This window comes from Methylotuvimicrobium sp. KM2, assembly GCF_038051925.1.
Taxonomy (GTDB): domain Bacteria; phylum Pseudomonadota; class Gammaproteobacteria; order Methylococcales; family Methylomonadaceae; genus Methylotuvimicrobium.
In genome coordinates this window covers 2237296-2250556 of the sequence record NZ_CP150634.1, presented here as the reverse complement: position 1 = coordinate 2250556, position 13261 = coordinate 2237296, and the positions used below count along the sequence as shown (strand labels likewise).

Annotated in this window: 7 protein-coding genes; 3 read left to right on the top strand and 4 right to left on the bottom strand. The window is 44.7% G+C overall.

Annotated elements, in window-relative coordinates; genetic code table 11:
• The first annotated feature begins 723 nt into the window (after positions 1-723).
• The 3 genes from WJM45_RS09600 to WJM45_RS09590 all read left to right on the top strand — a co-directional run bounded on the left by WJM45_RS09600 (position 724) and on the right by WJM45_RS09590 (position 6108).
• Positions 724-2694: a diguanylate cyclase gene (locus tag WJM45_RS09600; RefSeq protein ID WP_341328718.1), complete on the top strand. Its 1971-nt coding sequence runs from the start codon at positions 724-726 to the stop codon at positions 2692-2694.
• Positions 2695-3132: 438 nt separating this feature from the next.
• The gene (locus WJM45_RS09595) at positions 3133-3894 is read left to right on the top strand and encodes a Mut7-C RNAse domain-containing protein (protein ID WP_341328717.1); all 762 of its coding nucleotides are present in this window, start codon (positions 3133-3135) and stop codon (positions 3892-3894) included.
• A gap of 645 nt (positions 3895-4539) precedes the next feature.
• Entirely contained in the window at positions 4540-6108 is a 1569-nt protein-coding gene (locus WJM45_RS09590; protein ID WP_341328716.1) for a sodium:solute symporter, read from the top strand.
• Between the two features lie 96 nt (positions 6109-6204).
• On the opposite strand, the gene WJM45_RS09585 is transcribed toward WJM45_RS09590, so the two are convergent.
• The 4 genes from WJM45_RS09585 to WJM45_RS09570 all read right to left on the bottom strand — a co-directional run bounded on the left by WJM45_RS09585 (position 6205) and on the right by WJM45_RS09570 (position 12616).
• A complete protein-coding gene (locus WJM45_RS09585) occupies positions 6205-6864 on the bottom strand; it encodes a DUF2459 domain-containing protein (protein ID WP_341328715.1) in 660 nt (219 codons plus the stop codon).
• Between the two features lie 27 nt (positions 6865-6891).
• Complete coding sequence (locus WJM45_RS09580) at positions 6892-11586, bottom strand: NAD-glutamate dehydrogenase domain-containing protein (RefSeq protein ID WP_341328714.1); 4695 nt, start codon at positions 11584-11586, stop codon at positions 6892-6894.
• Positions 11587-11843: 257 nt separating this feature from the next.
• Positions 11844-12269 (bottom strand): ATP-binding protein, encoded by a 426-nt coding sequence (locus WJM45_RS09575; RefSeq protein ID WP_341328713.1) that lies wholly within the window; start codon positions 12267-12269, stop codon positions 11844-11846.
• Positions 12270-12277: 8 nt separating this feature from the next.
• Positions 12278-12616 (bottom strand): STAS domain-containing protein, encoded by a 339-nt coding sequence (locus WJM45_RS09570; RefSeq protein ID WP_341328712.1) that lies wholly within the window; start codon positions 12614-12616, stop codon positions 12278-12280.
• Between the last annotated feature and the right edge of the window lie 645 nt (positions 12617-13261).

Genomic DNA, 13261 nt, shown 5'->3' with positions numbered 1-13261 from the left:
GTCGTTTCGATGAAAAATTAGTGACAAAAAAGATCTTTCACTCATTTGAGGATCTCTAACAGTCGTTTCACGGATTACACTAATAAACTCTGGCTAAAATCAAAATGCTTATAGCCTGTTCAACTAGGGATTGAGTCACAACAGCCATGAAATAATTGATACTTTTCGCGCATATTTCAGCATTGGCTTAGGAATTTGTCATAAACACCTTCACTATTTTTTTTAGAGCAAGCCGCTTCGGTTGCTTGATTGACAGGTGAGGGAGGCAAGGAAAGCCGTCGTCGCGACGCCTTGTGACGCGAGCAACCAAACCCACAGGCTCATTGCTCCAAGAAGTTATTGTCACAAAACCTTTAGTTAAATTCATGTTTTACCTTTCGCACTTCAATTTTCGACAGTGCTTGAAGAGGCGCCGAGGTACTCCTCGGCAAAGGCTTTTCCAGCTAGGAGCTGGCATAGAGCCTACATAGACGTATTTACCCAGCACCTAAATAAGCCATGATTTTAAATCATTGCCAAAGACCTATGGAATTCATCCAGCACCTAAATTAGTCATGATATTAAACATAGCCAATCGGCTATGGAATTTAGGTGCTGGATTTTGGTGCTGGGTTTACGGCGTCCTTTGACGGGCAAGCCGATGCCGAATTTTGATCCCCGATGGGTATATTTTGAAACTATCAACTCAGCCGTTAGATACTTTGCAACTTTTTCCTGAAAATTATGGCAACCAATAAAGTTTACGACTTAAGAGCGCATGGATGGTCGACTAGAAAAAAAGTCGTCTTCATTATCGGCCTATTCGGACTTATTTCGGCATCCCTGGTCGGCATGATTTACTGGAACGGCAATGTCTTTGAGGGAGTTCGTTCTTATGTGAGAGGAGAAGGTCTCTGGGCCAAAGCGCAAAAAGATGCGGTTTTTTACTTGACTCAATATTCCTACAATCATGCCGAGGCGGATTACCTAGCTTATTTGGAGGCCCTAGAAATCATCAGCGGCGATAGCAAAGCTCGCACGGCTTTATTTCAATCGCCACCCGACAAGAAATCAGCACGGGACGGTTTTCTTCAGGGACAAAACCACCCGGACGACATCGATGCGATGATCCATTTTTTTATAAAATTTCAACGCATTTCCTACATGCGCGAAGCTATCGATATATGGCAGTCTGCCGATAAAAAAATCGATGCATTAAAAATAATCGGCGAACAAATACGAGATGAAATTACCGACTCGCGTCGCGACAACGAAAAAATCGCCGATTTAAGGCAGCACATGCAACAGCTCAATAATGAGCTTCATGAGTTGGAAACCCTATTTTCGTTAAAATTAAGCGAAGGCGCCAGATGGGTTAAAATCACGGCATTGCAAATTAGCTTACTGTTATTAGTTATCTTTGTCGGTATCGGACTCCTGGTCAGCCGGCAAATTATCACGAGTATCGAAAAATCCGAAAAGCGATTGGCTCTGAGTGAGTCGCGTTTTCGAAGCCTGAAGGAATCCGATACCATCGGTATTATTTCATGGCGCCTCGATGGTATGGTCGAAGAAGCAAACGACCTTTTTTTAAACATGCTGGGTTTAGCCCAAGCCGATATTGAAGAAGGTGCGGTTAATTGGCGAGATATCACTCCAACTGAGTTTCATGCCCAGGACCAACAGGCTATCGACGAACTTGTAGTACAGGGCCGATGCGAGCCTTATGAGAAAGCGTTGATCCATAAACAAGGATATTGGGTCCCTGTATATATCGGCGCGGCATTGCTTAGCGGTAGCCGTGAACAAGGTATTGCTTATGTAATGGATCTAAGCGAACGCAAAAAGGCTGAACAACAATTGAAATTGGCGGCTACGGTTTTTGACTTCAGTAGCGAAGGCATTATGATTACCGACCCATCGGTACGCATCGTATCGGTCAATCAGACACTGTGCAAAATGACCGGCTACGATCAAGAAGAATTACTGGGCAAGCCGCCTTGGATCTTACAATCGGGCTATATATCGACCGAACAATACCAATATATGTGGGATTCTCTAAACCAAAACGGTCAATGGCAAGGCGACATTGTCGATCGTACTAAAAATGGTGCATTATTACCGATGCGAATCAGCATTAGCCAAGTTAAAGACAGTGACAATCAAATTACACATTATGTGGCAATACTGTCGGATATTTCGGAACGCAAAGCCGAAGAAGAACACCTACGTCATATCGCTCATCATGACCCATTGACCGATTTACCCAATCGAATTTTGTTTAACGACCGGTTAGAAAGGGCCATAAAGAAAGCCGCACGAAACAATACCAAGTTGGGCATTTTGTTTCTGGATTTAGACAAATTCAAACCGGTTAACGATTTGTTCGGTCATAAGACCGGAGATCGCCTATTGCAGAGCGTGGCTCACCGAATCGTACGGAGTGTTCGAGAAACGGACACCGTTACTCGATTAGGTGGCGACGAATTCGCGATATTGCTCGAGGATGTGACCGATTTGCATATGGTCGATAAAATTCTTAAGCATACGGTCGATGTCATCAGCAAAACCTACCTTATCGATGACCGTATGATCGATATTGGCGTCAGTGCCGGAATGAGCATTTATCCCAACGATGGCACCGACATTAAAACACTATTGGACCGCGCCGATAAAGCCATGTATGAAAATAAAAAAAACGGCAACGGCAGCTAATATCAACCGTTGATATACCCACCGTAGATCAAGATTCGGCAGTTTAACCATGAAGCACATGAAGTTCATGAAGGATTTCAACAAATGTAATTATTCACATTCCTCTATCGTTCCCTCGCTCCAGCGTGGTAATGAAGACGGAGACTCTCTAGCGTCTCGTACCGCTGAAGCGGTATTCAAGCATTCCCACGCAGAGCGCTCACCGTTATACACAAGTGCCAAAAACACTTATAAATCAATGCTGTTGCTAAACGGCAACAGCATTGATTTCATTGGCTTATTAAGACTTATGTATAACGATGAGCGCAGAGCGTAGGAACGATAACTGCCAAGGAACTGAATAGTTACTAACAAATTGCTACTATATAACAAGTTATTGAATTAACTTCTTATTCTTCAGGATCTTCATGGTGAAATACTTTTTCTAGGTTAATCTCTGTGGGCCGAGTTTATTTACGTTTTTACGAAGAATTAAACGATTTTTTACCGATCGAGCGGCGTAAAGTCGAATTTGAACATGCGCTTAATCGTAGAACTTCGATCAAAGACTTAATCGAATCCTTAGGTATTCCGCACACCGAGGTCGAAGTTATTTTGACCAATGGCCGTTCGGTCGATTTTGATTATATTGTTCAAGAGAATGATCGAATTAGCGTCTATCCGATATTCGAAAGTTTCGATATCACGCCACTATTGCGCCTGCGCCCTAAACCTTTACGAAAGCCACGCTTCATACTCGATACTAATCTTGGCAGGCTAGCGCGATATTTACGATTATTAGGCTTTGATTGTTTGTACCGAAACGATTACGAGGATGGCGATATTGCTGAGATAGCGAGTCAGCAGCATCGAATCGTTTTGACTCGGGATCGCTTTTTATTACGACGAAAAATAATTACTCACGGTTACTTCGTGCGCTCGGTTCATCCTAGAGAGCAAGTAAAAGAAGTCCTGCAACGTTTGGATTTATACCGGTCCGTCGCACCTTTTACACGCTGTCCACGTTGCAACGGTACGTTGATAAAAACAAGCAAAGATGCCGTCATCGATCGACTGGAGCCGTTGACCAAGCTATATTACAACGACTTCCGGATTTGTCCTGATTGCGATCAAATTTATTGGTCCGGCAGCCACCAAGATCGTGCCAGGCAATTAATCAGCGAATTGACTTCCCAAAACGATCAAAGGACGAAAAATTAAGCTTAGGAACGAGCATGAAATAACTTCGATAACTGTTGGGAGAGGCGATTGCTGTTAGCCAAGCTCCAGCTCTCGCCGTTATACATAAGTCAAAAATTACCGTTTTCCTCGTTCCCACCGCTCCAGCGTGGGAATGCATACCGATCTTACCTCGGCTGACAAGGTATGGGTTCCCACGGAGGACCGTGGGAACCAGAAAAAAATTACTGTTTTGCAATCTTAGCTAATGAGGCCTCGATACCATTTTTTGTCGCTCAACGTTCCCGACTTTCCCTCATCTAGCGTTAGATGAGGGACGATCTGGGGATCGCTCCCACAGAGCATCCGGCCCCCTTGTGGGAGCGACGCCTTCGTCGCGATTTCGAAGCCACTAATGGTCAATATCCGCAGCTTTATTAAACAGCATCGTTTCCAGTTATACGATAACCTCTGTTTAGCAAATTTACCGATACTTGTGTATAACGGCGAGAGCCGGAGCTTGGGAAAGAGCGTACCTCCCTTTTTTTAATGCAAGGTAAGCATGGAAAGCCGCTGTCTAGCGCCATGGCACCTCTTCAGGCGTTGCCGAAATTTGATTATCGACAGGTATACAACACATTCCAATCGCTTATAGAAGCGACATACTAATTCAATGTATCAGCAATTATGCCGCACTACACCTTAGCCCAAACGGATCTTATAATCATTCTGGTTTATTTCTGTATCGTACTGGCAATCGGTATCAAGGTAGGAACAGAAGCCAAAGGCACGGAAGATTATTTTCTAGCCGGACGATCGATGACCTGGCCTTTCATCGGCATTTCATTGTTTGCGTCCAATATTTCCAGCACCACTTTGGTGGGATTGTCCGGCGATGCTTATGCAACCGGTATTTCAGTCTTCAACTATGAATGGATGGCTGCGGTCGTCTTGGTGTTTTACGCGGTTTTCTTTTTGCCGATGGTGCTACAGTCAAAAGTTTACACGATGCCCGAGTTTTTACAGAGACGCTATGACGCTCGCTCGCGTTATTTTTTTTCGGGCTTAACTTTAGTGGGTAATATTCTAATCGATACCGCCGGTGCCCTCTATGCAGGCGGTATTTTGCTAAAAATGATTTTCCCTGACATTCCTCTGTGGCAATCGATTTTAGTCTTGGCTTTATTGGCCGGAGCTTATACCGTAGCCGGCGGTTTAAAAGCGGTTATCTATACCGATGCAATACAAACAATACTAATTCTTATCGGCGCTATTGTCGTTTCAATGCTTGCTTATCGAAAAATCGACGGGTGGGAAGCAGTGACTGCCGTTACGCCGGAAAACATGCTCAGCTTGATACAAACAGCCGATGACACTACTTTACCTTGGACAGGGTTGGTTTTGGGCGTACCTATTCTCGGTTTTTATTTTTGGTGTACCAATCAATTCATGGCGCAAAGAATTCTTAGTGCAAAAAATATACAGCATGGTCGCTATGGGACATTGCTGGCTGCTTTATTGAAGTTACCGGTGTTGTTCATCATGGTATTACCGGGGAGTATGGCTCGCGTGCTTTACCCCGACCTTCCGAACTCCGATCAAGTTTATCCGACTTTGTTGTTCGACTTATTACCTACCGGACTCTTAGGGCTTGTTGTTGCAGGGACTCTCGCCGCACTGATGTCCAGTATAGACTCTACGCTCAACTCGGCATCCACCCTGGTAACGATGGACTTTATTCGCCAAATTCGCCCTCAGTGGTCCGACCGAACCCTAATGTGGATTGGGCGGCTAACCGCATTTATCTTCATGGTTTTAGCGGCGGCTTGGGCGCCTTATATTGAAAACTTCAGTTCATTATTCCAATATTTGCAAAACATATTAGCCTATATCGCACCGCCCGTCGTTGCAGTCTTCATCTTGGGCATTTTCTGGCGCGGAGCTACGGCAACTGCGGCGTTTTATACTTTTATAGTCAGCCTAGGCATCTCGTTTTATTTAATAATTAGTCCAATCGATATGCATTTTCTTCATGTCGCTTTCATGCTCTTTGTGATTTGCCTGATCATCATGTTCACAATCAGCATGTTGACGGAAGTGCCAAAATTGCCGCGTATCGCTCCTTATCTTTGGAAGATTCGCAGGTTCCAAGAAGAATCGTTTGAATTAAAGTGTCTGCCGTGGTACCGAAATTACCGGATACTCGCCGCTCTATTATTAGTCTTGACCATCACTTTGGTTATCGTGTGGAGGTAAGTTATGTTTTCGACTTTTATAACAAAGCTATTTTATTCGACGCTGACGTGGAAGTAAGCGCTAGACTGCGCCAGGAACCAGGATTCATGCATGCTTCTAAAACTCGGCCTGACCGGATATAAGTTTTTTCTGATGTCGCCTGACCCGCCGCATGACTCCTCGCGCGGTAAGTGCCAGTGGACTATCCGTCGCGACATCTGCTTCGCTCAAAGCCTCCATGGTCCAAGTATTGCAGTTATTGAAAATATGATAGGAACTGGTTGCGCTGTAAAAACGGCTATAAGCATACAAGCCTCGCCCTAAATTGATTAAATCGCCCTGCCCGTCTCTTACGAACGACTGATTGATAAAACTCAACATTGCGACCACCTGGCTTTTTGACAACAAGATGCGTTCGATGTCACTACGCCGAAAATAATGCTCCGGATGGTGCCGAAGCCCAGCGACATGCATGACTGACTCGGTCGGGAATAACAACGCCTTTATAGCCAACCACAACGAAAACGACTCGGCCTGATAAAAAGCGCGATCGCCCCAACCGAACTCGATAAAATCGATTTCAGTTAAATCGAACGCCAGTCCGGAAATACTCTCCGCCGCCGTTCGAGCATCGACCACGATACCGGTATGCAAGCCGTGATCGACGACATGAATAATCATTTGTTCGGCGCCATTTGCATAAAGCGCCGATGGCGAAGAACCGCAGCCGCTGCATAAAAAGCAGGCCATCCAAAAAACGATCGGTCTGATAAGCATCTCGGCATGCTCGTTGATTAAAGGCAATCAAATCAAATTCATCAATGCTTTGTTCAAGGTTAAATAAGGCATCAAGCTGTTTGTCGTACTTCTCGAAACTTCTTGAAAAGTTCGTTGATAACGGATGAGCTTCTGCTTGTTAGCAGAGTCTGCGAAATAAGCTTTACAATCGTATGCATCCGAGGCCAAAAGAGATTGCACGAACCTTCCTTGCGTTTGTTTGATTTCAGCCTTGAGATTGTTAAAAACCTTGCGCTCCCAATGATTTTGCACCGTTATAACCGTCAGTTGCTCCAACAACTTGCCCAAGTCCAAAAATTTCGCAACATCGATAAACGTCTTGCGTACTGTACTGAAGGAATGCCCGGATTCAGTAGACAATAGCGCAATTTGTGGAAAGTCGTTTAGTGAATTGATGAATGCGATGCGCTTTGCCAGCTTGACGGGTATACCATTAACCGCTTCATTCTCTGAATCGGGCAAGGTAACCTCATTGGCGAAAGCCGTTAAACAAGAGCGATAATTTTTCAACGTAAGAGAATCAGGGCGCACAACCAGTTCGTTCATCAATACCCATTGGCTGAATTCGGCCAAGACATTTTCCAGTTGCAATAGCAGACCATACTGTTGTTCGGCAGGTATGCGATTATCCAAACTAAAAATTTCTCGGCGAAAATCGGCGGCTTCCAGTACTTGATCGAAGGTCAAATAAGCGGTAATGCTGTCGATGATACTGCCGCCATTGTCATTATGCCAATTCAAAAAACTGCACCCTGCTTGATTGATAATCGTATTACTGATCACGGTCGCCTTAATTGCCGGCGCGAGAGGATGACTGGTTAAATGCTCGGCAAAGTTCTGCCGTATCGGATCTGGAAAGTAGCTTTGCAAATAAATATCGTAATCGGAAACCGATATCAATTCGCTTCTATCCATGATGTCTTGCGTCAATTGAATCTTACAGGCGGCCATCAGCACGGCAAATTCAGGTCGTGTAATGATTTGACCGGATCTCCCCATCACTTCTTTGTAAGATGGAAAAGACTCGACGGCGCGGTCGAGTACACCGGCACTCTCCAATCGTTCTGAAAGCAACAAGTACTGTTCGGCATTCCCTTTTACACGTAATTGTTCGAGCGACAAACATAAACTTTGTTTGTAATTATTGGTTAATACTGCCTCGCATACTTCGTCGGTCAAGGATTCGAAAGTTTGCCGATAATCCTTCAATCCTTGTTTTTTCTGAAGCCCGGTCAATAATATTTTGAGGTTGACTTCATGATCGGAACAATCGACCCCTCCCGAGTTATGAACCGCATCGGTATCGATACGCCCTCCGCCAAGCGCGAACTCAATTCTGGCTTTTTGAGTGAAACCGAGATTAGCGCCTTCGCCGACAACCGCCGCACGCAATTGCAACGCATCGACACGTACATCGTCGTTGCTTCGGTCGCCTACATCTTCATGTTTTTCGTTAGTTGCTTTCACATAGGTACCGATACCGCCAAACCATAGTAATTCAACCGGCGCAGTCAATAATAAGCGAATCAAGGTCGAGCCATCCAAGCTTTTATAACGTATACCCAACCATTTGCGCAATTGCGGAGAAACTACAATGTCCTTCGCATGCCGCGAGTAAACTCCACCTCCCTCGGAAATCAGGCTTCGGTCATAATCGTCCCAACTCGACCCCGGCAATTCAAACAAACGCTTACGCTCTAAATACGATTTTTCAAGATCGGCCGGTGCGGGATCGATAAAGATATGACGACCGCTAATTGCGGCCAGCAAGTGCGTGCTATGCGATAACAACATGGCGTTTCCGAACACGTCGCCGTCCATGCTGCCGATGCCGACAACCGTAAAAGGCTCGCTTTGGATATCCTTGCCGAGTTCGCGAAAATGCCGTTTAACGCATTCCCAAGCCCCACGGGCGGTAATTCCTAGCGATTTGTGGTTATAGCCGTTAGAGCCGCCGCTCGCAAAGGCATCGCCAAGCCAAAAATGATACTGAGCTGAAACCGAATTAGCCAAATCCGAAAATTGAGCCGTTCCTTTGTCGGCGGCGACGACCAAATAAGGATCATGATCGTCATAGCTCACGATACCGGGCAAACGTACGACCCGCTCTTCGACATAATTGTCGGTCAAATCGAGCAAGCCCTGAATCAACTTGACATAAGCCTTCCGGCCCGCTTCCTTGAAATCGGGGACTGTAACCGGCGTTTTAACGATAAATCCACCTTTCGCGCCTTTCGGAATGATCAGTGCGTTTTTGCTCATCTGAGTTTGCATCAGATCCAATATTTCGGTTCTGAAATCGTCCGGCCGGTCCGACCAACGAATGCCGCCCCGAGAAATCTTACCGCCCCGCAAATGTATCCCTTCCATATCGACCGCATGCACATAAATTTCATTTTGAGGCTTTGGAGGGGGCATGTCGATGATGCCGAGGCTGTTGATTTTAAATGCGATAAAAAAATCATCCCGCTTTTGCCTGACATGAAAATTACAACGCATCGTTGCATCAATTAAATTAAACAGCGTACGCAAAATTTTGTCGTGATTGATATCGGTAACGCCGCTAAGATTCTCCAGCAATTTAAGACGTAACGGAAACAACAACTGTTCCTCGCGTTGCATAGGCTCCCCTAAATTAGGGTCGGGCCTAAAACGAGCCTCGAAATACTCAAACAAGGCGAAGGCAGTACTAGAATTAGCGAGTAATGCTTGGTTGAAGCTAGTCGTCGTCGTCGGGTAGCCCAATTGCAGATAATAATTACGATACGCACGCAGCACATCGATCTGCTGCCAAGTCATACCTGCCAATACCAGCAAGCTATTCAACTCATCGTTTTCAGCTTTTCCGTTAAATACCGCACCGATACCGGATAATAAGCGAGATTTTAACTCGGTAAAACTGTCGTGTTGACTCTTCGCGGCGGAAATCGTAAAACTTTTAATGAAAACCGGACGACCGGACACTGTCAATGGAAATTGAACCTGATCCAAGACTCGCAAATTAAAGTTTTCGAGAATTGGAATATATTCATCCAAATAGCGTTCTTGCCGACTGCAAAAATGCAAACGATAATGCCGAATCTTGCCGTACGGGCGCAACAAGCCGATCGTCATTGGATCATCATCCAACAACGATTCGATTAAGCCAATATCCTTGATGGCATGGCGCGGAGGCATCAAGGCTTGATATCCGGGCGGAAAAACCGTACGGTATTTTTGCCATAACTTACAGGCACTGTATTTACCGTAGGCGCGCTCCAGAGTTCGACACAACGACGTGGACCAGGGCCTGATCTGTTTATTGAGATCCCTATCTAATTGATCGACATCGATCGTAATTGTTTCGGTCATCGGGCTCAGCAAAAAATGCAGCCCCAAATAAGGACCACTAAGCACAATTTTCCGGACTAATTCGGCGCTGCTATCGAGATTTGACGACAAGCGCCCTAACAATACGGATTCAATTTCTTCGCTATACAAATGAACCGGGACAATGATCAGCGCGGACAATGACTCCAACCCAAAACCGCCGAGCACTACTAACTTGATGCCTTCCGGACGATACAGGTACCGCCTGAGCGATTGAATCAATAAATCGAGTTGCGGTATCTCGAGCAAAAATAAATCGACTTTCGGAAATAAATTGAATATCTCTTTGAGCTGCAGATATTCATAACTGTTTTCAGGGGTTTTATGATGCGCTAATGTTTGTTCGATTTTGCGCTGTAAAAACGGAATATTGCTACATGCCCCTCCCATTTCGGTCTCGTCAAAAACACCGAAAAAACCGTATTCGCAAAAACCGACTCCATCCGGCAACGAATGTTTGAATCCTATGTAAATTAAGGGGTGGTCGTGAATCAATGGGCTTCGTATCGGTAAGTATTGGATGATCAAAGGATAATCGCGCGCCAAAACAGCCTGCATGACTCGGAGAAAGTTCGATAGTGCAGTGGGGTTATTGTCGCGGCAAAACTCTGAGCCCAAGGCTTTAAGCGAGGTGAGCGCGTCTTGATCGTCGACCGACAATCGATGACTCTTAAAAGGAATAAAAGATTTTTGTTCAAGCCAATCGATCAAAGCGCTAAATTGAGAAAACTCGGAAATATCATTGAGGCCAAGCAAACTCTCTTTCAAGGCTATGCGGTCTCGATCAAGGGTTTCGGCCCATTCGATAATTGCCGTTATCCTTTCGAAAAAAGCATTTTTTATATCTGGATCAACCGCTTCCAGACGCAATACGATCAACAGTTGCTTGGTTCCGGATAAACCGTTACTTTCTAAGCCGGTTATCATTTCTCCCTGACGCTTAACAGTCAAAACCGGATGTGCCAATAATTGAAACGGAAGCTGTTGATCGTTTTGTAACGCCAATAAAGAATCGACAACATGCGTTAAATTACGACAGACAATCGCGATAAATTGTTGAGGATCATTCGGTATCCTTAGCTCTTTGACGTTATGCGTTTCGATATTGTCAGTAAAAAGCTCAAATATCCTGACAATCAGCGATGACGATATATGAGGCGGCAATGAAACAAAATAGCTGTCCGGAAACAGCAGCATTTCCGCCAATTTAATTAAAAACCGTCGGTTTTGATTGTCGCCTTGTCCTTCGAGGATATGTTGCACCGCCTTTAATTTTCGACGCTGACGCGATGCCTTTAGAGCAAGATTACCGGCCCTAAGATATACTTTCACGAACTACTCCTTGACTGGTTTCTGTTAATAAACGTCACGGCTAAGAGTCGTGCATGTAATAAAAATGCATCAAGAGTGAGAAAGCCATTCCTTTCAAAGAGGAGGGTCGGGGAATCACTTGAAACTATTATTTCATGCTCAGTTATTACTCTACCACGCGAAAAATGTAGTGCATGAGGATTTAATGATAAAGATTGGCTGCTTAACAAGGTGATTGCTCATCAAACAAAAATTTGATCAACAATTTGGGACATTAATTATCGTAAGCTTTTTTTAATTTCTAAAACGTTGACTTCTTCCATTCGCGTATAAGTGACCGAGTCCATCAGTGTCTTAATAAAATAAATACCCATTCCGTTTTCCTTCGGATTATCGAAATCCGGAATCGGCACTGACTCGATATCAAAGCCTTGTCCATGGTCGAAAACTTTAATATCGAGTTCGTCTTCCTGTATGTGAATCGTAATTCTGACACAGTCTTTCGGCCCTTTATAATTAGAATGCTTAATTGCGTTTGTTGTCGCTTCGGTTAACACAAGGTTCAATTGATAAGCCAACGCATCTCGATCACCGGAATAATGATCCAGCTCTCTACCGATCCGCTCCCCGATGCTGCCGATCAAATCCAGGTATTTGGTTTGTGTCGGAATAATTACATCAACCTGAATATCCGCACTTTGCATAAAAGCCTCTAAGATTCACTGGTGGTCGCTTCGTCCAAATCATTATAAATTTCGAATACCCGATTCAGTCGGGTCAATTCAAACATAGACAACACTTGCGGCTGGAGGTTCGACAAAGCTAATTTACCCGATTTTGCAGTCGCATGTTTAAATCCCGCCAGCAACGCACCCAGCCCCGAACTATCGATAAACTTGACCTGTTGTAATTGCACGACGATATTAGGTTCGCCTTCTTCTATCATATCGATAATAAATGCTTTTAAATCACTCGAATTGTGAGCATCGATCCGCTCTTCATTAATGTGAAGGACATTGAAACCGTCTAATTGTTGCTGCGTTAAATTCATATCTTTTATATTCGTTAATCAAAAATAGTCGAAATTGGCCGATTGTAGTAGTTATACTCATCGCAGATCAAAATCCCGCACGGGGCAAGCAATTCTCAGTTCAGGAAATTTTGCCTTATTCAGGGTGCGAGGCCTGATCAAGCGCGAATGACCGCCCCGTCAACAAAGCACATAGTTCTATTCCCTTTATACTCTAAAAATGGCTAACTTTATGAATGTATGAGGTATGGCTAGCGAGGATCTCGGCAGCAGGACAGATTTTTGCTCCATGCAAAATCTGCATTCACGCCATCCTTGGCGTTCGAGCGCTGCCGTCAAGCCCCATGGATGGGTTTCCCCGCACCTAATAAGCCATGAATTTTGTATCATTGCTAAAGACCTATGGAATTTAGGTGCTGGGTTTAGGCGTTGGGTTTACGGCGTCCTTTAACGGGCGCCCGAGGCCGAATTTTCATCTCCGATGAGTATAAATGACAACATCGTAATCTGAAGCACTTTACAAATCAAGAAACTCAATTCACTTCGGCAATCACATTGAACAAGTATACCGTCGTTTTATATCATGATCGGCGGGCCTTTAGTCGAAGCCGCTCGCGACGATCTAAAATTAACTGTACCGCTCAAAGGCATTACTACCGCAGTGGT

What these genes read in the sequence shown, in the direction of transcription:
- WJM45_RS09600 (WP_341328718.1), top strand. Translation starts at nt 724, where the DNA reads ATGGCAACCAATAAAGTTTACGACTTAAGAGCGCATGGATGGTCGACT.
- WJM45_RS09590 (WP_341328716.1), top strand. Translation starts at nt 4,540, where the DNA reads ATGCCGCACTACACCTTAGCCCAAACGGATCTTATAATCATTCTGGTT.
- WJM45_RS09585 (WP_341328715.1), bottom strand. Translation starts at nt 6,864, where the DNA reads ATGCTTATCAGACCGATCGTTTTTTGGATGGCCTGCTTTTTATGCAGC.
- WJM45_RS09575 (WP_341328713.1), bottom strand. Translation starts at nt 12,269, where the DNA reads ATGCAAAGTGCGGATATTCAGGTTGATGTAATTATTCCGACACAAACC.
- WJM45_RS09570 (WP_341328712.1), bottom strand. Translation starts at nt 12,616, where the DNA reads ATGAATTTAACGCAGCAACAATTAGACGGTTTCAATGTCCTTCACATT.